Origin of the sequence: Roseomonas sp. KE2513 (genome assembly GCF_016107305.1) — a bacterium.
Lineage (GTDB): Bacteria > Pseudomonadota > Alphaproteobacteria > Acetobacterales > Acetobacteraceae > Roseomonas.
In genome coordinates, this window is sequence record NZ_RCVR01000013.1 from 73059 (window position 1) to 96301 (window position 23243).

Consider the following 23243-nt stretch of genomic DNA (forward strand, 5'->3'; position numbering starts at 1 on the left):
GCTCCCTCAACCAATATCCAAGATGCGCTCAACATCCAGCATGATCAGGAGCCGTGCCCCTGCCGCACCGCTGCTGTCGGGAACATCCTGGTGCACGCCGGCGCACACCTCGCGCCAGAGTGGGTCGAGCGTCGGTAGGTTGGATGCCAGTCCGGCCTCCGGAAGAGCTAGAACGTCACCCACGGAGTCGGCGAGCAGCGCGTAGAGCTCGCCCCCTCCTTCCACAACCACGCTCATTGGCGGAGGGCCACCGGCCTCCCGCGCGGGCAGGCCCAGGCGGAGCCGAAGATCAACTGCTGTCACGATCCTGCCGCGGAGGTTGAGCCCCCCCGCAACCTCGGGAGGCGCAAGCGGGATGGGGGTGATCGCCTGCGAGCCGAGGATGTCGCGCACGCCGAGCACCGGCACACCGCAGAGCTGGCCCGCGACGGTCAGGGTGAGAACGGACGTCTCGGCGGCGGCGGGAACGGCCGTGCGGCGAGGGGCAAGAGCGGCTTCCATGGGCATCTCCTTCTGTATGTCGGGGAAAGGCTCAGTGCCCGCCGGGCGCCTTGGTGGCGGCCAGGCAACTGCGCAGCGCTCCAAGCAGCGCATCACGATCGAACTTGGGCACGTGATCCATGAAGCCAGCGTCCCGGCTGCGGCGAACCGAGGCGTCGTCAGTATGTGAGGTCAGCGCGATGAGCGGCGTCTCGTGCCAGCTGCCACCGTCGCGGATGGCTCGCGCCATACCGAGCCCGTCAAGTTCGGGCATCTCAATATCGGAAACGATAGCATCGAAGCTCTCGCCGGCCTCCCGCAGCTTGATTGCCTGTGCACCGCTCGCCGTCGCCGTCACCTCGAAGCCTGCAGCGCTGAGTGCGGGGACGAGCATGTTGCGGAAGAAGGCGCTATCCTCCACGACCAGCACGCGCGCGCGGCGAGCCGATGCCGGGCGCTGCGGTCCGAACCAGTCCGCGCCTGCCTGCCGGAGCCACCAGGCGCAGTCCACCACCTCCGTCGCGCGGCCCGAGATGACGGCGGTACCGAGATATCCTGGGCGATCCTGGCCGCTCTCGATCTTCAACGACTCCTCGACGACGTCGAGGATCTCGTCCACCGCCAAGCCCATGGCACGGCCGCTATCGTCGAAGACGAGCACCGCCTGGCGCCCGCCGGGCGGCGGCAGCGTCCACCCGTCGGCGATCGGAACCAACGGCATCAGCGCACCGCGATACTGCACAACTGGCTTGCCATGGGACATTTCGATGCGCTCCGCGGGCAGATCCTCGAGGCGCGCGACGAGGCCGAGCGGAACGGCGCGTGGTCCACCATCGCCCGCACGGAACAGCAGCAGCGACAGACGCTCGGCCGAGGTGGCGGTCGTGACAGCCGTGCTGCGGCGCTCTTCCTGCACGCCCTCCGCACCGACTCCGGTCGCGCGGGCAATGCCGTTGGGGTCCAGGATCATGATCACCGATCCGTCGCCGAGGATCGTATTGCCGCTGAACATCGTGACATGGCGCAGGATCGGCGCCACCGGCTTCACCACGATCTCCTCGGTGTCGAACACGCGGTCCACGATGATGCCGAAGAGGTTCTGCCCGATCTGGGTCACCACCACGAAGCCGCCGCGCTCGGCCTCCCCCTCTTTCACGCGTCGCTCATCAAGACGCAGCAGGCGAGACAAGGAGACGAGGGGGAGCAGCCGGTCGCGCAGGCGCAGCACCGGCGCGTCCTTGATGTGCATCACGCCGTCGCCGGCCCGCACCAGCTCGACCACGCCGATCTGTGGAATGGCAAAGCGCTCGCCGCCGGCGTCCACAATCAACGCGGAGACGATCGCGAGCGTCAGGGGAATTTTGATAAGGAAGGTCGTTCCCTTCCCTTCGCGCGAGCGGAGATCGATCGTGCCACCGATCTTCTCAACGTTGGTCTTCACCACGTCCATGCCGACACCGCGGCCTGAGACGGAGGTGACGGCGGCGGCGGTGGAGAAGCCGGCCCGGAAGATGAAGCGCTGGATGTCCCGCTCCCCCATGCCGGCCAGTTCCTGTTCGGTCGCCAAGCCCTGTGCGATGGCCTTCGTGCGGATCTTCTCCACCGGCAGGCCACGCCCGTCGTCGCCAACCTCAATGATGATGTGCCCGCCCTCGTGATAGGCGTCGAGCAGGATGCGCCCGGCCTCGGGCTTGCCCGCCTCGCGCCGCTCCGCCGGCCCCTCCAGCCCGTGGTCGCCGGAGTTGCGAACCATGTGCGTCAGCGGGTCGCGGATCATCTCCAGCACCTGCCGGTCGAGCTCGGTGTCGGCGCCCCGCATCTCCAGCTCGATCTTCTTGCCCAACTCGCGCGACAGATCGCGGACGAGACGCGGCAGGCCCTTCCAGGCATTGCCGATCGGCTGCATGCGGGTCTTCATCACGCCCTCTTGCAACTCGGAGGTGATGTGCGACAGACGCTGCAGCGGTCCCGTCAGCGCGCTATCGTTCCGCGCGCGGGAAAGTTGGAGAAGCTGGTTGCGCGTCAGCACAAGCTCGCTCACGAGCGTCATCAGGCTCTCAAGCACGTCCACGTTGACGCGGAGCGTCTGCGCCACGCCAACGCCCTCCATGGCCTGGACTGGTTCGGCAGGCGGGGCCGCGACCTGGGCGGCCGCCGCAGGCACTTCGACGGCGGGGGCCGGTTCCGGCACCTTGGCAGGGGCAGGCTTCGCGCGCCGGTCACGGCCAGGCTTCTCCGCTGCGGCGGCCGCTTCGGCCCTCGACGAACTGGCCGTCTTGGTACCGCCGGACCTCGCGCGGCCGGCCGGCTTCGCCGCAGGCACAGCTGCCTCGGGGTCGGCATCTGCAGCGCGGGCGGCATCTTCCGCAGGGGTCTCGCCGGCGAAGACCGCATCCAACTCGGCGATGATCGCGCTGTCGTCGCCCGCAGGTTCCGAACCGGAGGCTTCCAGCCCGGCCATGATCTCCCGCACCCGGTCGACCACCCGCAGGATGAGCGAGACACCGCCGGAGGTGACGGTCAGTGAGCCATCCCGGTAGCGGCCGAGGACGTTCTCGCCGGCATGGGCGACCCGCTCGAGGCGACCGAGGCCGAGGAAGCCACAGGTCCCCTTAATTGTGTGGATGAGGCGGAAGATCTCACCAATCGTACGCGGGTCGTCCGGATGACGCTCGAGCCGGAGGAGCGCCGCATCCAGCCCAGCCAAGCCCTCGCTCGTTTCGGTAAGGAAGTCTGCGATCAAGTCGTCCATGCGAACCCCGCGAACCATCTGCGGGGGTCAGGATGCGGCGCAACTCTCGAAGAATTGGTAAAGCCGCGCCGATGCTCAGCGGCGCGACGCGTCAGCGGCGACCACCTGCCGCATGAGCGTCAGCGGCGCGGCCGCGCCCTCGCGGCCCATGGCAAGGGCCGGCCCCATGCCGGCCGCCGCGGCGAGATGCAGCAGCAGGGGCGCCATCACGTCCCGCGGGCCGCTGACCTCGTCACCGGCGAGGGCGGCGGTGAGGCAGTGCGGCCAGGCCGCGTTCCGTCCCTCGGGCCAGATCGCGAGCCCGCTTGCCTCCCCCGCCAGATAGACCGTGCCGCCGCGCGGCAGCGCCTCGCTCCCGAGCATGACGGCGGCAAGGGCGGCCTGGGCGAGGGGGGCGGGAAGTGGCGCTTCCGGCAACCCCGACAAGTCGGCCACGACTCGGCCGCTGGAAAGGGTACCGTCGAGCAGCTCCGCGAGCCCGCTGCGGCCGAGCGGCCCGGCGCCGGCCCCGGCGACTGCGCGCCAGAGCCGCAGCCGCAGCCGCATGGCCGTGGCCCCATCCCGGGCAACCGAGAGGGCCTCGACAGGCTCCACCTCCGCAAGGTCGAGGGCACCTGACAGCGCGCCCAGGGGGCCGCCGATATCGTGGCAAATACGCGCACTGAGGTCCTGTGCGAGGGACAGCACATTCATCCGTGCGCTCCTGTTGAGAGTGCCGCTTTTGCCACTCCCGTGCTTGATGGCTAGTAAAGCGACCGGCCAGAGAAGTCGCATCCCGGCAACCGCTGGGCAGAACCGGGAGCGGACGGCGATATCACATGAACAGTATCTTTGAGCCCGGCCAATACGTCCGGCATCCCGCTCGTCCCGATTGGGGCACCGGCCAGGTGCAGTCCGTCATCGGAGATCGGGTCACCGTCAACTTCGAGAACGCTGGCAAGCTGCTGATTAATACGGGACTAACCGTTCTCGAGATCCTCGACGGCGTGCCACCGGGCCGCCCAGGCCGGTGAGCGGCCTCAACGACGTATTTTCCGGCGCGGTACTGACCCCCTCCTTCCTGCTCGCCGCGCTCGGCGTCGTCGTGGCGGGCGTGATGCGGGGCTACTCCGGATTCGGCACGGCAATCCTGCTCGCGCCGATACTCTCCACGCTCTGGGGCCCTCGCGAAGGGGTGCCGGTACTTCTGCTGATGGAGCTGATCGTCTCCATCCAGCTCCTGCCCCGCTCCTTCAAGGAAGCGGACCGGGCGATGGTACTGCCGATCGGGCTCGCCGCCGTAATCGCCACGCCTCTCGGAGCAGGCGTGCTGCTCTACGCAGACGGGCTGGCCTTGCGGCGGGCGATCGGGGGGCTGGTCCTCGTCTTCGGGCTGCTGCTGCTCTCGCCCTGGCGCTATCGCGGGGCGAGGCCGCTCTGGCTGAACATCGCCGTCGGGGGCATCGGCGGGCTGCTGAAGGGGGCCACGGGCATGTCGGGGCCGCCCATTATCCTCTATTTTCTCTCCGGGCCTGAGGAGGCGCGGCGGCACCGGGCCAACCTCATCCTCTTCTTCGGGCTCATCGCAATTGTCGCGGTGGTCGCGCCACTGGCGGGAGGGTTGATCGACGCAACTGCCCTGGTCCGCACCGCCGTGCTGCTGCCGCTGATGGTGCTCTGCGTCCGGGTCGGAGCCCGGCTGTTCCACGTGATCCCGACTGTCTGGTACCGCCGATTCGCCTTTGGGGCGCTCGTCCTGGCGGGCGCCATTGCGCTGCTGGCATAGGCACGCCCTTGCGAAAGCCGGGGTAGGCGGCCCAAATCCCAGGCGGCAACGTCCCAGCTACACCTTTTCCCGACGGAGTACCCCCTCCATGCTCGATCCGTTCGGCCGGCGGATCTCCTATCTCCGCGTGTCGGTGACGGATCGCTGCGACCTCCGCTGTGTCTACTGCATGGCGGAGGACATGACCTTCCTCCCGAAGCGGGAGCTGCTCACGCTAGAGGAGCTGGAGCGCCTCTGTGGCGCGTTCATCGACCTCGGTGTCGAGCGCATCCGGCTGACCGGGGGCGAACCTCTCGTGCGGCGGGGGGTGATCCAGCTCTTTGAGGCGCTGGGGCGCCGGATCGGACCGAAGGAAGCCGGCGTCGGGCTGCGGGAGCTGACGGTCACCACCAACGGCACCCAGCTCACGAAGATGGCGGACGACCTGTTCCGGGCAGGCGTTCGGCGGATCAACGTGTCGATGGACACGCTGGATCCCCAGACCTTCGCCGCCGTCACCCGTTGGGGGAAGCTCGACAGCACACTGGACGGGATCTTCGCGGCCAAGGCAGCGGGGCTCGAGGTGAAGATCAACGCGGTTGCCCTCAAGGGCGTGAACGAGCACGAGTACGACCGCATGATCGCCTGGTGCGGCGAGCACGGCTTCGACCTGACGCTCATCGAGACCATGCCGATGGGCGAGATCACCGGCGACCGGACGGACCAGTATCTCTCCCTCTCGACCATCCGGCGCCGGATTGCCGAGCGCTGGACCCTGGTGCCGAGCGAGCATCGGACCGGCGGCCCGGCCCGATATGATACAGTGGCCGAGACCGGGCGCCGCCTCGGCTTCATCACGCCGATGACTCATAATTTCTGCGAATCCTGCAACCGGGTACGGCTGACCTGCACGGGCACCCTTTACATGTGCCTCGGCCAGGAGGACGCGGCGGACCTGCGGGCACCATTGCGCGACCCTTCCATCGGCGATGCGGGGTTGCGGGACGCGATCCTCTCAGCCATTGCCCGCAAGCCGAAGGGGCATGATTTCGTCATCGGGCGGGACGCCCGCCCCTCGGTCGGCCGGCACATGAGCGTGACGGGCGGGTGACCTGACTGGACGGAGGGACGCGGCGTGCTGAATTCGGAACTCGCCGCGAGGCTGGCGATCCCGGGACTGCCGGAATGGAGCGGGCTCGTCATCCTCTTGCTGGGGCTGCTCTTCGTCCTGGCCTTCGTAATGATGCCCTTCAGCGTTTTCGGCACGAAGTCGCGTCTGGACGCGATCGAGGCTCAGCTGGACGAGGTGCAGCAGGAGATCCGTAGCCTGGCGATGCGCCTGCCGGAGCCCGGGATGCGGCGCCGGGCGGTCGTGGCCGATGATTCCTACGACGAGCCGATGATGCGTCCTGGGGCCTCGCTGGGCGATGAGCGTTATCGGGATGAGCGCGCGCCGCGGATGACACCGCCCATTCCCCCGCCGCCCGCCTGGCCGGAGGGCGGCCGAGAGGCGGGCCGCCGGGCCGAGCCGCGGCTGGGCCCGCCGCGCCGCTGAGGGCGCGCGCTCAGCCGGCCTCGATCTTCGCGCTCCGCACGATCTCGCCCATTGCCGCGCGCTGGGCGGTTACATAGGCGGCGAAGGTCGCGGGATCGGTGCCGACCGGAATGGCACCCAGCGCCTCAAGGCGCTGCTTCACTGTCTCGTCGGCCAGCGCCGCCCTGGATGCCTCGAACAGCTTCGCGATGATTGGTCCGGGAGTGCGAGCGGGGGCGTAGAGGCCGTTCCACTCGTTCAGCTCGTAGCCGGGGAAGCCCTGCTCCGCGATGGTCGGCACATCCGGCAGCGGCGGGATTCGGGCAGCGGTGGTGACGCCCAGCGCGGTCAGCCGCCCGTCGCGGACGAGCTGGATGGAGGAGGAGACGGTACCGAAGACGAAAGCGATGCTGCCGCCCATTACGTCCTGCAGCGCCGCGGTGCCGCCGCGGTAAGGGATGTGCTGGATGTCGAGCCCGGCGCGCTGAAGAAAGAGCGCGGCCGCGAGATGGGCTGCCGTCGCGTTGCCGGAGGAACCGTAGGAGAGATTGGGACGGGACTTTGCCCAGGCGATGAATTCCGGGAGGGTCCGGACCGGGACCTTGCTCGGGTCCACCACCAGGATCTGAGGCAGGACGACGACCTCGCTGATCGGAGCAAAAGCGGTGGCGTAGTCGAAGGGCAGGCCGCGCAGGACAAAGGGGTTCACGACATGGGCGAGGGCATCGACCATGATGGTATTACCGTCCGGGGCCGAGCGCGCCAGCTCGCCGGCGCCGAGGCTGCCGCCGGCACCGGGGCGGTTCTCCACCACCACAGGCTGGCCTAGCGCCGCGCCCATAGGGGTGGCGAGGAGGCGCGCGGTCGTGTCCACGCCGCCGCCGGGCGTATAGGGGGCGAGCAAGCGGATCGGGCGGTTCGGCCAGGGCACCTGGGCCTGGACCGGGCGGGCGTGCAGCGCCGGTAGGGCGAGAATGGCGGCGCCCAAGGTCTGGATGGTTGCGCGGCGGGTCGGCTTAGGCATGATCGTTCCTCCGTTTCGCGTTTCTAGCCCGGATCGGCGGCTCGCGCCCATCGAAGCGCCGCACCGCATGTCCTATCCTTGGCGGATGCCTCCCCGTCGCCCTGCCTCCCAGGATCTGTTCGGCGCCAACGAGCCAGCACCCTCACCGGAGCCCGGCGCGGCGGCATCTGCCGGGCCGCGCCCCCTGGCGGACCGGCTGCGGCCGCGGATGCTGGCCGAGGTGGTAGGACAGGATCAGTTGCTCGGCGAGGAAGGCTCACTGCGGCGGATGCTGGATCGGGGGGCGTTGGCCTCCTTGATCCTCTGGGGCCCGCCCGGCGTAGGCAAGACCACCATCGCACGGCTCCTGGCCGAGGAGGCGGGGCTGCGCTTCGTCTCCATCTCCGCGGTCTTCTCGGGGGTGGCCGACCTCAAGCGCGCCTTCGACGAGGCGCGGATGCGGCGCGCCAACGGGCAGGTGACGCTACTCTTCGTGGACGAGATCCACCGCTTCAACCGGGCGCAGCAGGACGGCTTCCTACCGGTGGTCGAGGACGGGACCGTCGTTCTGGTGGGCGCAACGACCGAGAACCCCTCCTTTGCGCTCAACGGCGCGCTGCTGTCGCGCTGCCAGGTGATGGTGCTCAAGCGGCTGGACGATGCGGCGCTGGAATTGCTGCTCGCGCGCGCCGAGGCGGAGGGCGGGCGCCCACTGCCGCTCGACGAGGCCGCACGCGCAACGCTCCGGGCCATGGCGGATGGCGACGGGCGCTACCTGCTGAACATGGCGGAGCAGTTGCAGGCCCTACCCGTTGGAACGCGGCCGCTGGATGTGGCGGGCCTTTCCTCGCTGCTCGCGCGCCGGGCCGCGCTCTACGACAAGGATCGGGAGGAGCACTACAACCTCATCTCCGCCCTTCATAAGTCCCTGAGAGGCTCGGACCCCGATGCCGCGCTCTACTGGTTCGCGCGGATGATCAAGGGGGGCGAGGACGCGCGCTACATCGCCCGACGTTTGCTGCGTTTCGCTTCGGAGGACGTGGGGGCGGCGGATCCGTCCTCCCTGAACCTCGCCCTGGCGGCCTGGGAAAGCTACGAGCGGCTGGGCAGCCCGGAGGGGGAGCTGGCGCTGGCGCAGTTGGTGCTCCACCTGGCCGCGGCACCGAAGTCCAACGCCGCTTATGCTGCCTGGAAGGCGGCGCAGGCGGCCGCTGCCGAGACAGGGAGCCTGATGCCGCCCGCGAACATCCTCAATGCGCCGACGAAGCTTATGAAGAGCCTCGGCTATGGACGGGACTACGCCTACGACCACGACACGGAGGAGGGCTTCTCCGGCGCCAACTACTTTCCGGACGGCATGGAGCGGCTGCGGCTCTACCGCCCAACCGAGCGGGGCGCGGAAGCGCGGGTCGCGCGGCATCTGGAACGGCTCGAAGCCCTGCGGGAAGAGATCCGGGAAGGCGGCCGGTGAACCCGCTTTCAGCGGTGCCGGTGCTCTGCGTAGCGGCGGGGGGTGCGGTCGGCTCGGTGCTTCGGTACCTCGTGGGGGTGTTGGCGCTGCGGCATTTCGGCGCGGAGTTCCCCTGGGGCACATTGACGGTGAACGTAATCGGCAGCTTGGTGATTGGCGTGATCGGGGGCGCGATGGCCGCGGGCGCAGCGCTGGCACCCGAGTTGCGGCTCTTCCTGGTGACGGGAGTCCTGGGCGGCTTCACCACCTTCTCGGCTTTCTCGCTGGATACGGGGGCGTTGTTCCAGCGCTCCCCTGCCCTCGCCGCGCTCTATCTCGGCGTGACGATCGCGGGCGGGCTCGGGGCCTTCACACTAGGTTGGCTGCTGGGACAGCGCGCGGCATGAGCGAGGACGCACGCCGGCACGCGCCCGCGGCGGCGCGGAACCGCGAACCAATCCTGGCAGTGCTGCGGGAATGGCTGCCGTCGGAAGGCCTGGTGCTGGAGGTTGCGAGCGGAACCGGCGAGCACGCAGCGCATTTCGCGGCGGCGCTGCCGCGGCTGGTCTTCCAGCCGAGCGACCCCGATCCGGCGGCGCTCGCGAGCGTTAACGCCTGGGCGGCGGGCGCGGCAAATATCCGCCCCGCCCTGAGGCTGGATGTGACCGCGGCGAAATGGCCGGTGGACGCGGTGGATGCCGTGCTCTGCATCAACATGATTCACATTGCGCCCTGGTCGGCAGCAGAGGGCCTGATGCGCGGCGCGGCGGCGCGGCTAGCGTCCGGAGCGCCGCTGATCCTCTACGGTCCCTATCGGAGGGGCGGCGCGCACACCGCCCCGAGCAACGCGGGTTTCGACGCGGACCTGCGCTCGCGCGACCCCGCCTGGGGCGTGCGGGACCTTGAGGCCGTGGCCGCACTGGCCGCGTCCGAGGGGTTCGGGGAACCCGAACTACGGGAGATGCCGGCGAACAACCTCATGCTGAGATTCACCCGCGGCTAGTTCAGCTGCGTGAGGGCTTCCGGCCGTGCGACACATCGGGCGTGCCCCGGAAAAGCGACATATGGGTGTGGGTGGCGACCCACGGGTCGCCGACCGTCTCGCGCGCGAAGGTGACGGTGGCGCGGCCGAGCCGGTCGAAGGGGGTACCGTCCTCGCGGTAGCCGGTGGAGTCCCACACGGCCATCCCGGTGGCATGGCGGCGGTCCGGCGAGACGACGGCCTGCACGCCGTCGAGGCGCCAGGTGAAGCCGTCGATGGTGGGCCAGACCTTGCGCCACTGGTTGTTCTCGGCGTGGTCGCGGCCGCTGACGAAATCGTTGTAGGTGCCGAAGGCGATGAAATCCTCGGCGAAGAGGGGCCGGGCGGGGGCGAAGTCCACGGCCCGGACGTGCTCGGCCAGCTTGCGGAACCAGTCCTGAACGAGGGCGAGGTCCTCCGGGTGAATGGGGGCTCGGGCCTGCACGGTCATGGGGCGTTCCTCGCGTCGTCGCCTCGCTGTTTGAGAACGAGCCCGGATGGCGTGCAAGCCCCCGCGGCGCGGCTAAGCCAAGCTGCCAACCGAGTGCCTGTCCCGGTCTCGCGGGATTTGACCGAACCTGCGAAGCGCCGGGGTGCATGGGAGGCTCGCCCGGGTGCTACACGCTGCCCAGCATGAGCATCACCCTTCGCACCGTTCTCCCCGATGAGGCCGACCTGCGGCTGGACCGCTGGTTCCGTCGCCACCACCCCAACCTTACCCAGGGCGCGTTGCAGAAGATGCTGCGCACTGGCCAGGTACGGGTGGACGGCAAGCGGGCGGAGACGGGTACGCGCCTGCAGCCGGGGCAGGAGATCCGGGTGCCGCCGATGCCCGAGGCCCCCTCCCCCGAGCCCGTGCGCCCCGCGGTGTCCGAGCGCGACGCGGCGATGCTGGAACGGATGGTGATCTACCGCGACGATTCCGTCATCGCGCTCGACAAGCCACACGGCCTGCCGGTGCAGGGCGGCCCGAGCATCACGCGGCACCTCGACGGCATGCTGGACGCGCTGCGCTTCGGGCATGAGGAACGGCCGAAGCTCGTGCACCGGCTGGACCGGGACACCTCCGGCGTGTTGCTGCTGGCGCGGAGCGCAGCGGCGGCGTCACGCCTGGCGGCCGCCTTCCGCGGACGGGACGCGCACAAAACCTACTGGGCGCTGGTGGTGGGGCGGCCGCACCCGCTGGCCGGACGGATCAACATGCCTCTTGCCCGGCAGGGCGGCTCCCGCGGGGAACGCACAGCGCCGGCCGAAGAGGGAGAGGACGGCGCCGCTGCCATCACGGACTTCCGCGTGGTGGATAATGCCCGCAAGCACGTCTCCTGGCTGGAGATGAACCCGCTGACCGGGCGCACGCACCAGCTGCGCGTTCATGCGGCGGCCGCATTGAAATGCCCGATTCTTGGCGATGGCAAGTATGGCGGGGCGGCCGCGCATCTGGAGGGTATGTCGGGACTGCTGCACCTGCACGCTCGGACAATCGAGGTGCCACATCCCGAGGGCGGCACGCTCTCAGTCTCGGCACCGCTGCCGCCGCACATGAAGGAGAGCTTCGAGTTCCTTGGTTTCGATCGGCCGCGCACGCCGCCGCCGAAGCGGGTGCGCTGAGATGGCGCTCGCTGAGGCATCGGCTCCGCGGCCCGCGCGCCGCCGGATGCGACCCTGGCTGGTCTGGCTGCTCGTGGTCCTGCTGGCCCTGCTAATGGCGGGCTATGGGGCACTACTCCTGCTGCTGAATTCCGACGCCGTCCGGCCCCGGGTGGAGGCGGCGGTGCGGAGCGCGACAGGGCGGGAGTTCAGTCTCTCCGGCCCCGTGGGGCTGCGGGCCTCGCTGGTGCCGGCGATCACGCTCGATGGACCTGTGCTGTCGAATGCCCCCGGCGGCTCCCGGCCGGACATGCTGCGCGCTCGACGGATCGAGGCGGAGGTGGCACTCCTGCCGCTCCTGTCGCGCCGGGTGGAGGTGCGTAAGCTGACCATTGTCGGCGCGGACCTGCTGCTGGAGGTGGATGCGGAAGGGCACGGCAACTGGCAGTTCGCGCGAGCCGCGAAGCCGGAGACCGCCCCCGCTCCAACCTCTGCCACGCCACCGCCGCGCCCCTTGGACCTGGATGTGGCGACCGTCGCGGTCGAAGCTGGCCGGGTCACTTGGCGTGCCGGTGGCCGCGAGGAGGTATTAGAGTTGCCCCGCCTCCTGCTGCGCGGTTCCGAGAGTGGGATCCTCGCGGAGGGAGAGGTGGTGGCGCGCGGCGTCACGGCGACGGCGAACGGCACGTCGGGGCCGCTCGCGGCGCTGCTGGGGGAGGCGGCCTCGGAGTGGCCGTTCCGGCTGGGGCTTTCCGCGCCCGGCCTGAACGCGGAGACGAACGGCAGCCTGTCGCTTCCCTTCCGCGGAGCCTGGCGCGCGCGCGTAGCGGCGACGGCGGACACGGCGGCGCGGCTGGCGCCCGCCCTGCCGGGCGTGGCGCTGCCCGAGGCACGCGGCCTCTCCCTCGTGGTCGAAACGGAGGCGGGCGCGGGGCTGCGCTCGCTGCACGCCTCGCTGAACGAGGTGGCGCTGCGCGCCGGGAGCCGGGAGATCACCGCCGGACCGCTCCAGTTCACGGCGGCCTCCCCGGAGGCGCCGGTTACGCTCGGCGGGTCGCTACGCAGCGGCGGGCTGGCAGTGAATTTTGGTGTGCAGGGCCCCACGCTCGGGAAGGTGCTGGCGGACGGAGCGGGGCCGCTGGCGATCAGCCTCGAGGGCGAGGGGGTGGCTGGGACCGTGCAGGGGGCGCTCGCGCCGGGGCGCACGCTGGCAGGAACAGACTGGGCCTTCGCGTTGCGGGTGCCGGACCTACGTGCGCTGGGGCAGCGCGCCGGCATCGCCGGGTTGCCGGGCCTGCACGAGGCGGCGTTTGACGGCCGGGCGCATGTGCTGGGGGATGGCGTAGACCTCCAGGAGTTCGTTCTCGCCTCCCGCGAGGCAGCGGGGCGGGCGAGCTTCGGCTGGCGGGTGGGGCCTGTGCCGAGCGGGCTGCTGCGCGCCGCGATGGAGCGGGTAGACGTGGACGCGCTTAGGGTTCAGCCGCCAGCCCCGGCTCCCGCGGCGAATCCGGCCTCCGCACCAGCGACGCCGGAGGCACCGCCCTCCACCGCTCCGGCGGCCGCGCGGCCGAACGGGCGAGTGATCCCCGATCAGCCCGTTGATCTCTCGGCGGTGCGGAATGCCGGGTTCAACCTCGATGCGGAGGCGACGGTCGCCCTGCTGCGGTCCGGCGGCGCCGATTGGCGTGATGTCTCGTTGCGCGCGGTGCTCGGCGGCCGGAAGCTGGCGGGGGAGCGGTTCTCCGCGATGACCCCAGGCGGGCCGGTTGCCGGAACCTTCTCCCTAGAGGCGGACGGAGCGGTGCCGCGCCTTTCCCTCGCGCTGCGCAGCGGTGAGGGTGGCGTTGATGCAGGGCCGCTGTTCCGGGCGCTAGGCCTTTCATCGCCCGTATCCGGACCGGCGGCCCTGGACCTTTCCCTGGCAGGCCAGGGGGCAGGAACGCGCGCTCTGGCGGCGAGCCTTTCCGGCCATGTCGGCCTGGCGATGACGGGCGGGCACATTGACCAGCGGCTGCTGGCCGGCGCTACGGTCGCACTGCGCGGCGTGATACCCGGCGAGGCGCTGGGAGGCGCGACGGAGTTGCGCTGCCTCGCGCTGCGCTTCGACCTCTCCGGTGGGGTGGCGCAGTCGCGCGCCCTGTTGCTGGAGACGCGGGTGGCGAGCACCACCGGGGCAGGCGCGGCCAATCTCGGTGACGAGACCCTGGCCTTCCGCCTTCGGCCTGTGGTGCGGGTAGGAGACCTCTCGATCACGACGCCGCTGGGGGTGACCGGCCGTTTCAGCGCGCCGCGCTTCTCGGTGGATCCGAATGCGGCCGCCGCCGCGGCGGCCGGGGTGCTGGGCGGGCTGGCACGACGCTCGGACGACGCGGATACCGCGGCCTTGGGAGCCCTGGCGGAAGGGTTGCTCGGCGGGCGCGGGGCAGCGGCGGCCGCGCCGGACTGCGCGGCGCAGCTCGCCGTCGCGCGGGGTGAAGCGCCAGCGGTGGGCGTCGCCCCCGTGGCACCGGCGCCCCGGGCACGCGAGCCACGGGTTCAGGACCTGTTGCGGGGACTGCTCGGGCGATAGAGGGGGGATGGGCCGGGCAGGAATCGAACCCGCAACCAAGCCGTTATGAGCGGCCAGCTCTAACCGTTGAGCTACCGGCCCTCCCCGCGCGATCCTTAGATCAGCCTTAGGTCCCGAGGAAGGTGCGGATCGCGCCTTCGGCCTTGTTCATGCTCGCGACACCCTCCAGATGGCCGAGGCCGCCCTCCAGTTCGAAGACCGTTACAGGCCGGCCGGCCTTGCGGAGCGTCTCGCCGAGATCACGACCATAGGCGATGGGGAAGATGCGGTCCCCCGGAGCCGGCAGGACGAGCCAACTCGCCTTGCTGCGGGAGAGGGCCTCAGCGCTGTCCTGATACTCGTTCAGGAAGAGCTGATTGGCACGGGTGAGATAGATGAAGGCGTTCGCATCAGCGGTCTTGGCGCGGGCGGTTGCGGCCTCGTCGAGGAAGCGCTCCACCGCGAAGCTATCGCCGATCCGCTTGGCGGGATCCTGGCCCTCGACGGCGCGGCGGCCGAACTGCGTCAGGCTGCCGCGGTCCCGGGCCTGGAGCGTGACGATCTTCAGCGCCTCCGAGAGGCCCCGTACGGGGGGCTCGCGCCCGGCCCCGTAGTAGTCGCCGTTGCGCCAGTTGGGGTCCATGCGGATCGGAACCTCCCAGATCTCCATCCAGCCGAGGAGGAAGGCGTCGAACTCCCCGGTGACGACCGAGGGCATGACGCGGTCGATCATCTCCGGATAGGCGCAGGCCCACTCGATGGCCTGCAACGCGCCCATGGAGGGGCCGGCGACGAGGGCGAGGCGTTTCACGCCGAGGCTGTCGAGGAGGCGCTTCTGCACCTCGATGAAGTCCCGCATGGAAACCACCGGGAAGGTCATGCCGAAGGGGCGGCCGGTGGAGGGATCGATGGTGGCCGGGCCGGTACTGGTAGTGGCGGCGTCGTTGAGGTTCAGATTCACCAGCGTGTCGGAGGAGATAACGAAGAAGCGGTCCGTATCGATTGCCTTGCCCGGGCCGACGATGTTGTCCCAGTACCCGGCGGGACCCGTTGGCGAGAAGCGGCCGAAGGCGTGGCTGTTAGCCGAGAAGAAATGGGTGATGAGCACAGCGTTGTCGCCGGCGGCGTTGAGGGTGCCTGCAGTCTGGTACCCGATTCGCGCATTGGGCACGACGCCCCCGCCGCGGGTGCGGTACTCGCCGGCCTCGAAGACCTGCTTGCGGACGATCAGCGGCTGGGCGGCCGCTTGCTGAGCCTGCGCATGGCGGGGGGCAAACAGGGCAGGCGCGGCGAGCGGGGCCGCGAGCAGGGGCGCGGCCAGCAACGCGCGGCGGGCGATCTCTCGTTGTGGCATGGCGTTCCCCTCGTTTTCCCGTTTCGGCTGCGCCATGCTGGCGAGGGAGCGGGCGCCCCGCAAGCGGGCGAATTGCCGGTCGGGGCCCGCGCTGCTAGAGCCGCCGCGACATTTCGTCGCATTCCGCGGCGATGCGCCTCGGCCGCCCCCGGCCGGGGCCACGAGAGCCAGGACCACCGCCCGAATGAACCCGAGCCTGATCCCCAGCGGCAAGGCCCCGCCGCACGACATCAACGTGGTCATCGAAATCCCCGAGGGCTCCTCGGTGAAGTACGAGCTGGATAAGGACAGCGGCGCGGTGGTGGTGGACCGCTTCCTCTTCACCCCCATGAACTACCCGGCGGCCTACGGTTTCATCCCCGGCACCATCGCTGATGACGGCGACCCGACCGACGCGCTGGTGCTGATCCCCGCCGCCGTGGTGCCGGGCTGCGTCATCCGCTGCCGGCCCATCGGCGTGCTGCTGATGGAAGACGAGGCGGGGCAGGACGAGAAGATCGTCTGCGTGCCGCACGACAAGCTGCACCCCTATTTCTCCGACATCCGCAGCTGCGACGACCTGCCGAAGATCACGCGCCAGCAGATCGAGCATTTCTTCGCCCGCTACAAGGATCTGGAGCCGGGGAAGTGGGTGAAGATCACGGGCTGGGGTTCGGTCGAGAAGGCGGCGGAGCTGATCCAGCAGGGTATTGCGGCCGCCGCGGCTAAGTAGCAGCCGGCATCGCCCCGCCCTGCACCAGGGCGGGGCATCCATTCTCCACCCGGCTGTGGCAGCAGCGCGACGAGGCCCCCCGCGCCGCATCGGCTCCGGACACAAGCCCGTCAGGCCCAGGGTTGCCCGCGGGACAAGCGCGTTCCAGCGACCGTAAATTGCTCTTCGTGACGGCGCCTCGCTGTTGCGCGAGCGGGAGACGGATCGGGGAGGAGCGCGATGAAAGCCGCTGACCTGGAGGCGGCCCTGGCCTGGGACCAGCTGACGCCGGACCAGCGGACGCGGTGGGGCCGGAGGGTGGTGGCCTCGCGCATCATCAACATGAGCGAGGCCCAGGGCCTGACCGGGCCAGCCCGCGATAACTTCGCCATGCGGGAATGGATGTCAGCCTATTCCCTCGCGAGCGAGCGGGCGGCGCGCGACAAGGATGTGCAGGCGCTCTCCCAGTCGCTCTGGGTGCACTTCATCGCGGTCGCCACGCGCGGCTTCAGTGTGGTGGAGGAGTTCGCGCGGGAGCACTAATCCCGCGGACCGCGCCTATCCGGCGCGCAGCGGCAGCCGAAGTCCTAGGTTGTCGGGCACGGGCCATTCCTCGCGCACCCGCCGGATCACGCGGAACCCAGCCGAGAGATAATTCGGCAGGGCGCGAGGATGGTCCGCGGTGCAGGTGTTCACCGTCAGTAGCGAGCAAGGGCCCGACCAGGCGGCATCGATCGCGTGACGCAGGAAGGCGCGGCCCAGACCCTGGCCGATCGCGTGCGGCATGAGGCCGAAATAGGAGAGGTTGGTCGTGCCGTCCCAGCGGCGCTCGATCTCGTGGAAGCCCGCGGGCTCCCCGTTGCGGTAGAGAACCTGAATCGAGGTCGCCGGGTCCCGGAGGATGGCGGCGATGCGGGCATCGGGCAGGGTGCGGCGGAGCCACCAGCAATGGTTCCGGCCAACGCCGTCATAAAGGTAGCGGTAGAAGCCGACGGTACAGTCCGGCACCGGCAGCACGAAGGTTTCGGCAGGAAGCGCCGCCGGCCGATCGGCCGGCGGACGCTCCATGCGGAGGAAGGTGACCTCGACCTGGACGGGGGTCGTGGACATTCCGGCGCTTAGTTGTCGAGGAAAGAGCGCAGCTTGCGGCTGCGGGTCGGATGCTTGAGCTTGCGCAGCGCCTTGGCCTCGATCTGCCGGATGCGCTCGCGCGTCACGTTGAACTGCTGCCCGACCTCCTCCAGCGTGTGGTCGGTGTTCATGCCGATGCCGAAGCGCATTCGCAGGACACGTTCCTCGCGCGGGGTAAGGTTGGAGAGGACGCGCGTGGTCGCCTCACGCAGGTTGGATTGGATGGCGGCGTCCAGCGGGATGATGGCGGCCTTGTCCTCGATGAAGTCGCCGAGGTGGCTGTCCTCCTCGTCGCCGATCGGCGTCTCGAGGGAGATCGGCTCCTTGGCGATCTTGAGAACCTTGCGGACCTTCTCCAGCGGCATGCCGAGCTTCTCGGCCAACTCCTCCGGCTGCGGCTCGCGCCCGATCTCGTGCAACATCTGGCGCGAGGTGCGGACGAGCTTGTTGATCGTCTCGATCATATGGACGGGGATGCGGATGGTCCGCGCCTGGTCCGCGATCGAACGCGTGATCGCCTGCCGGATCCACCAGGTGGCGTAGGTGGAGAACTTGTAGCCGCGGCGGTACTCGAACTTATCGACCGCCTTCATCAGGCCGATATTGCCCTCCTGGATGAGGTCCAGGAACTGCAGGCCACGGTTGGTGTACTTCTTGGCGATGGAGATCACGAGGCGGAGGTTGGCCTCGATCATCTCCTTCTTCGCCTGGGTCATGTCGCGCTCACCGCGGGACACCGTGGCGTAGACGCGCTTGTACTCGCCCACCGGCAGGCCGGTGAGCGCCGCGACCTTGCCGATCTCGGCGCGGATGTTCTCCGCGTCCTCGCGCGAGTTGGCGACGAAGGCCTGCCAGCCCTTGCCCTTGAGCTTCGCAATGCGGTCGAACCAGGCGGGATCCATCTCGGCGCCGGCCCAATGCTCAAGGAACTCGGCACGCTTGACCTTGTGGCTTTCCGCCAGGCGCAGCACCTGGCCCTCAAGGCCGACGAGGCGGCGGTAGAGGCCCTTGATCTGGTCGACCAACTCCTCGATCCGATTGTTGTGCAGGTGCACCTTCTGCACGAGCGCCACGATCTCAAGGCGCTGCTTTTCGTAGGACTTCTCCGAGCGGCCGGCGAGTTCGCCGCCAGAGGTGTAGGTGTCCATCCGCTTGGCGGACATCTTCTCGAGCTTGGCGTAGCCGGCCTCGATCGCCTCGAAGGCGGCCAGCGCCTCGGGCTTCAACTTCTCCTCGAGGGCAGATAGGGAGAGGCCGACACCCTCGCCCTCCTCGCCTTCTTCGAACTCCTCGGCCTCCGGCGGCGGGCCGTCGGGCATGTCGGCGTTGTTGGTGGCCTCGAGGTCGATGACGTCGCGCAGCAGCATCTTCCCGTCGCGCACGGCCTCGTGCCAGCCGACGATGGCACGGAAGGTGAGCGGGCTCTCACAGAGCCCGCCGATCATCATGTCGCGGCCAGCCTCGATCCGCTTGGCGATGGCGATCTCGCCCTCTCGCGAGAGCAGCTCCACGCTGCCCATCTCGCGGAGATACATGCGGACGGGATCGTCGGTGCGGCCGAGGGATTCCTCGTCCACGTTGCCGCCGGACTCCTCGTCCTCGGACTTTTCCTTCTCCTCGTCGCCTTCCTCGCCCTCGGCCTTGGGCGCAACCTTCTTCTCGGCGTCGTCGTCCGCGCTCTCCTCGGCCTCGACGAGGTTGATCCCCATCTCGGAGAAGAGCGCCATCGTGTCCTCGATCTGCTCCGAGGAAACCTGGCCCTGAGGGAGCGCGGCGTTGAACTCGTCGTAGGTGATGTACCCACGCTCCTTGCCCTTCGCCATCAGCTTCTTGACGGAGGCCAGGAGGCTGTCGAGCATCGCACCTTCGACTGCGTCGTCGCGGTGCTCCGTCGTCTCCGTGCCGTTCGCCACCTTGGTCGCCATGCTCGTCTCCCGCCACGGATATGCCCTCCGGGCAGCGGGTGCGGCCGCCGCCGGAGGAAAAAAGGTCTCTATACTATGGAGAGGCGCTGCCGACGCCGCTCTCCAGCCCCGCCTCCAACCCCGTCTCGCCGCGGCGAAGAGCGGAGAGGGCCTGGCTCAGGCGGATCACGCGTGCCTGCGCAGCGGCGTCGTTCGCCGCCACCAGATCGCGTCCTGCCGCCTCCAGATCCTCGACCAGCGCGCCCTCACCCCGAAGGAAGCCGAAGAAGTGCCACCAGCCGTCGAGGGCTTCCGCGGGCTGGGCATCGGGGCTCGCCTCCCTCGGGAGGCCGGTCGCGCCCATGACCCAGGCCCGGGCCTCCTCCAGGCCGGTCTCATTCAAGTGGTCAACCAAATCAGCAGAGTCAAGCGAAGCACCATCGGCTTCTGACACATCCGTGAGGGCGCGTCCTGCATGCCACGCCAGCAGGCCGGCCTGGAGTGCCGAGGGGTGGCCGTGGGGAAGGTCGAGCAGGGCGAAGGCCTCCTCCACCTCGTCGAGCAGCCAGGGATGGGCGAGGGTGATGGCCAGCAGGCATCGAGCCTGCTCCACTCGCGCGTGTCCCGCCTTGGGCGCGGCGCGGGGAGGAAGGCGCGGGGGCGGCCGGAAGGGGGCGCCGCCCTTACGGGGGCCGGGCGTGAAGGGCTGGCGCGCGGGGCGCTGCGGTCGCGCGCTCTCGAAAAAGCGGTCCAGCAGGGCCTTGCGGTACTCGGCCGCGAGGGATTTGTCGGAGATACGCCCGGCCGCGGCGGCCAGGTCGTTGCGAAACGCGGCGCGGCCTTCCGGCGTGCCGAGCGCCCTCCCCTCGGACATGAGGTCGTAGAGGGCGGTCGAGAGGGGTCTTGCGGCGGCGAGCACGGCCTCGAAGCCGGCGGCGCCCTTCTTCCCGATGAGGTCGTCCGGATCCTGGCCGAGTGGCAAGGTCGCGAAGTGCAGCGTGCGCTCGGTGCCGATCAGGGGAAGGACCATCTCGCTCGCGCGCGCGGCGGCGCGAAGGCCGGCGGCATCGCCATCGAGGCAGAGGACCGGCTCGGGCGTGACGCGCCAGATCTCCTCCATCTGCTCGGGCGTCAGCGCCGTGCCGAGGGGGGCGATGGCGCCCTCGAAGCCCGCCTGATGGAGGGCGATCACGTCCATGTAGCCCTCGGCGACGATCAGCCGCGCCTTCCCGCGGAAGACGGCCTCCCGCGCCATGTCCAGGCCATAGAGGGTGCGGCGCTTGGAGAAGACGTCGGTCTCGGGGCCGTTCAGGTATTTCGGCTGGCCGTCCCCGAGGATGCGGCCGCCAAAGGAGACGATCCGGCCTCGGCGGTCCCGGATAGGGAACATGACGCGGTTGTAGAAGAAGTCGTTGAAGGCCCCTTCCCGCCCCTCCGCGGGTTTGGTGAGACCGGCCTCCGCCAGTTGCCGGGGCTCGATCCCCAGCGGCGCAAGGTCTGCGGCCAGCGCGCCGCGGCCCCCGCCGGACCAGCCGAGGCCGAAGCGGGCGATGGTCCCGTCGGTCAGGCCGCGGCGGCGGAGGTAATCGAGCGCCGGCCGGCCCTCCGCACCGTGCAGACGGCGCTGCATGGCCTCGCAGGCCGCCTGGAGAACCTCGTGAATGTCCTTCGCGCGGGCCTCGCGCGCGACCTGCCGCGGGCTCTCGCGGGGGACTTCCAGCCCGGCCTCGCCCGCGAGGCGCTCAATGGCCTCGCGGAACTGCAGGCCTTCGGTCTGCATGGTGAAGCCGATGGCGTCGCCGTGCTGGCCGCAGCCGAAGCAGTGATAATGGTCGTCATAGACGTAGAAGGAGGGAGTCTTCTCGTTGTGGAAGGGGCAGCAGCCTTTCCACTGGCGGCCGTTGCGGGTCAGCCGGACCCGGCGGCCGATGAGAGGCGCAAGAGGCGTACGGGCGCGAAGCTCGTCGAGAAAGCTGGGGGGGAGAGCCATCCTACCCCCTCTTTACCGATTTGACGGCCTTAGAAGTAGAGTTCTCAGCCGCCGAGCGCGGTCTTCACCATCGGACCGGCCTTAGCCATGTCCAGCACCGCCGCGTGTTTTGCCTTCAGGGCAGCCATGACCTTGCCCATCTCCTTGATCGAGGTCGCACCGGTCTCGGCGACGGCCTCCTTCACGGCGGCCTGCATGGCGGCGTCGTCCATCTGCTGTGGCAGGAAGGACTCGATCACGGCGATCTCGGCCTCCTCCTTGGCGGCGAGTTCTTCGCGGCTGCCCTGGCGATACATCTCCACCGATTCGCGGCGGGACTTCACCATTCCACGGAGGAGAGAGGTAACGGCCTCGTCCGGGATTGCCTCCACGCCTGAGGGGCGGGCGGCGATGTCGGCGTCCTTTAGCTTGGCCAAAATCATACGGATCGTGGAGGTGCGGGCGCTGTCCCCAGCGCGCATGGAGGCCTTCATTTCCTCAGTGAAGCGGGCGCGCAGGCTCATCTCGGGTCTCCATCTGACAAGGGGGCGCGGTTTAGAGGGGAACGCGGCGCACGTCTGCCCCAGCCGTGATACCGCGAAGGAATGGGAAGTGGTTTCCCAATGCTCGACCGCATTTCCCCTTCCATTGGGAAGTTCTTTCCCACATATCTAGCTGATGCGGACGGTCGAGCAGATCCTGACCCTCATGGGCGGCGCCAGCGCCGCCGCGGCCCATTGCGGCGTTGGCACTGAAGCCATCCGCAAGTGGCGGCAGGCACGCGCCATTCCGCCACGCCACTGGCCAGCGGTGCTCGCCGCCACCGGGTTGGCGCTGGAGGATCTCCCACGCGCCGAAACTGATCACACGATATCTTCCACCCAGGAGCCCACGATGACCCCTGCCCCGAACCGGACGGCCGATGCGGTGCCCGAGGGGGCGACCGCCTGCCTCGTCCTCGGGAACGGCGCGGTGTTCTGGGGGCGCGGCTTCGGCGCCGCGGGCAAGCGCGTGGGCGAGGTCTGCTTCAACACCGGCATGACCGGCTATCAGGAGACGCTGACCGACCCCTCCTATGCCGGGCAGATCATCACCTTCACCTTCCCCCACATCGGCAATGTCGGCGCCAACGCAGAGGATGTGGAGGCAACGACGGCGGCCGCCCTCGGGCTGGTCGTGAAGGCCGATCTCACCGAGCCCTCCAATTACCGCGCGACGCGCCACCTGGACGACTGGCTCAAGAGCCACGGCATGCCAGGCATCTCCGGCGTCGATACGCGGGCGCTGACGGTGATGATCCGCGACGGAGGGCCGCCGAACGGGGTGATCTGCCATGCGCCGGACGGGGTGTTCGACCTCGCCGCGCTCAGGGCCGAGGCCGCGGGCTGGCCAGGGCTGGAGGGGATGGACCTCGCGAAGGAGGTCTCCTGCCGCCAGTCCTACTCCTGGGACGAGAGCCTCTGGGCCTGGGGCGAGGGCTACGGGAAGCAGACGGCGCCGAAGCACAAGGTGGTGGCCGTCGATTACGGGGCGAAGCGGAACATCCTGCGCTGCCTGGCCGATGCCGGCTGCGAGGTGACCGTGGTGCCTGCCACCGCCACCGCCGAGGAGATCCTGCGCCACGCGCCGGATGGGGTCTTCCTCTCCAACGGCCCCGGCGACCCGGCCGCGACGGCGGGGTACGCGGTGCCGGCCATCCAGGGCGTGCTCGAGGCCGGCAAGCCGGTTTTCGGCATCTGCCTCGGGCACCAGCTGCTGGCCCTCGCCCTTGGCGCGAAGACCTACAAGCTCGACCGCGGGCACCGGGGCGCGAACCAGCCGGTGAAGGATCTCGCCACAGGCCGGGTGGAGATCACCTCGCAGAACCACGGCTTCGCGGTGGACGACAAGTCGTTGCCCGAGGGCGTTAAGGTAACGCATGTGAGCCTCTTCGATGGCTCCAACGAGGGCATCTCCTGCGAGGCGAAGCGGGCCTTCTCCGTGCAGTACCACCCGGAGGCCTCGCCCGGCCCGAGCGACAGCCATTACCTGTTCCATCGCTTCACCGGGATGATGGCGAAGGCGGGATAGCGTGC

Annotated in this window: 22 protein-coding genes and 1 tRNA gene; 12 read left to right on the forward strand and 11 right to left on the reverse strand. The window is 69.5% G+C overall.

Features of this window, described 5'->3' with window-relative positions; translation table 11 throughout:
- Positions 1-6: 6 nt before the first annotated feature.
- The 3 genes from D9599_RS14785 to D9599_RS14795 all read right to left on the reverse strand — a co-directional run bounded on the left by D9599_RS14785 (position 7) and on the right by D9599_RS14795 (position 3925).
- The gene (locus D9599_RS14785; protein WP_232480523.1) at positions 7-501 is read right to left on the reverse strand and encodes a chemotaxis protein CheW; all 495 of its coding nucleotides are present in this window, start codon (positions 499-501) and stop codon (positions 7-9) included.
- Between the two features lie 31 nt (positions 502-532).
- The gene (locus D9599_RS14790) at positions 533-3232 is read right to left on the reverse strand and encodes a chemotaxis protein CheW (protein ID WP_198382001.1); all 2700 of its coding nucleotides are present in this window, start codon (positions 3230-3232) and stop codon (positions 533-535) included.
- A gap of 75 nt (positions 3233-3307) precedes the next feature.
- Positions 3308-3925 carry a histidine phosphotransferase family protein gene (locus tag D9599_RS14795; protein WP_198382002.1) on the reverse strand — a complete coding sequence of 206 codons (618 nt, stop codon included), beginning with the start codon at positions 3923-3925 and terminating at the stop codon, positions 3308-3310.
- 125 nt (positions 3926-4050) lie between these two features.
- Here D9599_RS14795 and D9599_RS14800 point away from each other — a divergent pair, with 125 nt between their 5' ends.
- The 4 genes from D9599_RS14800 (at position 4051) to D9599_RS14815 (ending at position 6531) form a co-directional block, all read left to right on the forward strand.
- Positions 4051-4245: a DUF3553 domain-containing protein gene (locus D9599_RS14800; RefSeq protein WP_198382003.1), complete on the forward strand. Its 195-nt coding sequence runs from the start codon at positions 4051-4053 to the stop codon at positions 4243-4245.
- Positions 4242-4997, forward strand: coding sequence for a sulfite exporter TauE/SafE family protein (locus D9599_RS14805; RefSeq protein WP_309228634.1), 756 nt, complete (start codon positions 4242-4244; stop codon positions 4995-4997). The genes D9599_RS14800 and D9599_RS14805 overlap by 4 nt, the downstream gene beginning before the upstream one ends.
- An 88-nt stretch (positions 4998-5085) precedes the next feature.
- Positions 5086-6087: a GTP 3',8-cyclase MoaA gene (moaA, locus tag D9599_RS14810; protein ID WP_198382004.1), complete on the forward strand. Its 1002-nt coding sequence runs from the start codon at positions 5086-5088 to the stop codon at positions 6085-6087.
- Positions 6088-6111: 24 nt separating this feature from the next.
- Entirely contained in the window at positions 6112-6531 is a 420-nt protein-coding gene (locus tag D9599_RS14815) for a hypothetical protein (protein WP_198382005.1), read from the forward strand.
- A gap of 10 nt (positions 6532-6541) precedes the next feature.
- Here the strand turns inward: D9599_RS14815 and D9599_RS14820 are convergent, their stop codons facing one another.
- Positions 6542-7534, reverse strand: coding sequence for a tripartite tricarboxylate transporter substrate binding protein (locus D9599_RS14820; protein WP_198382006.1), 993 nt, complete (start codon positions 7532-7534; stop codon positions 6542-6544).
- An 85-nt stretch (positions 7535-7619) separates the two neighbouring features.
- Between D9599_RS14820 and D9599_RS14825 the strand changes: the two genes are divergently transcribed.
- Genes D9599_RS14825 through D9599_RS14835 form a run of 3 tightly spaced genes read left to right on the forward strand, consistent with a single transcriptional unit; the run spans position 7620 to position 9966 of the window.
- On the forward strand, positions 7620-8984 hold the full coding sequence (locus D9599_RS14825; protein WP_198382145.1) for a replication-associated recombination protein A: 1365 nt from the start codon (positions 7620-7622) through the stop codon (positions 8982-8984).
- Positions 8981-9370, forward strand: coding sequence for a fluoride efflux transporter CrcB (gene crcB, locus D9599_RS14830; RefSeq protein WP_198382007.1), 390 nt, complete (start codon positions 8981-8983; stop codon positions 9368-9370). The genes D9599_RS14825 and crcB overlap by 4 nt, the downstream gene beginning before the upstream one ends.
- Positions 9367-9966: a DUF938 domain-containing protein gene (locus tag D9599_RS14835; protein ID WP_198382008.1), complete on the forward strand. Its 600-nt coding sequence runs from the start codon at positions 9367-9369 to the stop codon at positions 9964-9966. Before crcB ends, D9599_RS14835 begins: the two co-directional genes overlap by 4 nt.
- A gap of 1 nt (position 9967) precedes the next feature.
- Here the strand turns inward: D9599_RS14835 and D9599_RS14840 are convergent, their stop codons facing one another.
- The gene (locus D9599_RS14840; protein WP_198382009.1) at positions 9968-10435 is read right to left on the reverse strand and encodes a DUF4440 domain-containing protein; all 468 of its coding nucleotides are present in this window, start codon (positions 10433-10435) and stop codon (positions 9968-9970) included.
- Between the two features lie 182 nt (positions 10436-10617).
- Here D9599_RS14840 and D9599_RS14845 point away from each other — a divergent pair, with 182 nt between their 5' ends.
- Both D9599_RS14845 and D9599_RS14850 read left to right on the forward strand, forming a co-directional pair.
- Entirely contained in the window at positions 10618-11592 is a 975-nt protein-coding gene (locus tag D9599_RS14845) for an RluA family pseudouridine synthase (protein WP_198382010.1), read from the forward strand.
- A gap of 1 nt (position 11593) precedes the next feature.
- Positions 11594-14140 (forward strand): AsmA family protein, encoded by a 2547-nt coding sequence (locus D9599_RS14850; RefSeq protein WP_198382011.1) that lies wholly within the window; start codon positions 11594-11596, stop codon positions 14138-14140.
- A gap of 8 nt (positions 14141-14148) precedes the next feature.
- Here the strand turns inward: D9599_RS14850 and D9599_RS14855 are convergent.
- Both D9599_RS14855 and D9599_RS14860 read right to left on the reverse strand, forming a co-directional pair.
- A tRNA-Ile gene (locus tag D9599_RS14855) sits at positions 14149-14221 on the reverse strand.
- A 25-nt stretch (positions 14222-14246) separates the two neighbouring features.
- Positions 14247-15473, reverse strand: coding sequence for a homoserine O-acetyltransferase (locus D9599_RS14860; protein ID WP_198382012.1), 1227 nt, complete (start codon positions 15471-15473; stop codon positions 14247-14249).
- A 184-nt stretch (positions 15474-15657) separates the two neighbouring features.
- On the opposite strand from D9599_RS14860, the gene ppa reads away from it, so the two are divergent.
- A complete protein-coding gene (ppa, locus tag D9599_RS14865) occupies positions 15658-16185 on the forward strand; it encodes an inorganic diphosphatase (RefSeq protein WP_198382013.1) in 528 nt (175 codons plus the stop codon).
- Between the two features lie 219 nt (positions 16186-16404).
- Positions 16405-16707 carry a hypothetical protein gene (locus D9599_RS14870; protein ID WP_198382014.1) on the forward strand — a complete coding sequence of 101 codons (303 nt, stop codon included), beginning with the start codon at positions 16405-16407 and terminating at the stop codon, positions 16705-16707.
- Between the two features lie 15 nt (positions 16708-16722).
- Here the strand turns inward: D9599_RS14870 and D9599_RS14875 are convergent, their stop codons facing one another.
- The 4 genes from D9599_RS14875 to D9599_RS14890 form a co-directional block, all read right to left on the reverse strand.
- Positions 16723-17274, reverse strand: coding sequence for a GNAT family N-acetyltransferase (locus tag D9599_RS14875; RefSeq protein ID WP_198382015.1), 552 nt, complete (start codon positions 17272-17274; stop codon positions 16723-16725).
- Positions 17275-17282: 8 nt separating this feature from the next.
- Positions 17283-19220, reverse strand: coding sequence for an RNA polymerase sigma factor RpoD (gene rpoD, locus D9599_RS14880; RefSeq protein WP_198382016.1), 1938 nt, complete (start codon positions 19218-19220; stop codon positions 17283-17285).
- 73 nt (positions 19221-19293) lie between these two features.
- Positions 19294-21189 carry a DNA primase gene (gene dnaG / locus D9599_RS14885; RefSeq protein WP_198382017.1) on the reverse strand — a complete coding sequence of 632 codons (1896 nt, stop codon included), beginning with the start codon at positions 21187-21189 and terminating at the stop codon, positions 19294-19296.
- Positions 21190-21233: 44 nt separating this feature from the next.
- Positions 21234-21692, reverse strand: a complete 459-nt coding sequence (locus D9599_RS14890; protein WP_198382018.1) for a GatB/YqeY domain-containing protein — start codon at positions 21690-21692, stop codon at positions 21234-21236.
- Positions 21693-21846: 154 nt separating this feature from the next.
- Here D9599_RS14890 and carA point away from each other — a divergent pair, with 154 nt between their 5' ends.
- Entirely contained in the window at positions 21847-23238 is a 1392-nt protein-coding gene (gene carA, locus D9599_RS14895; protein WP_198382022.1) for a glutamine-hydrolyzing carbamoyl-phosphate synthase small subunit, read from the forward strand.
- Positions 23239-23243: the final 5 nt, after the last annotated feature.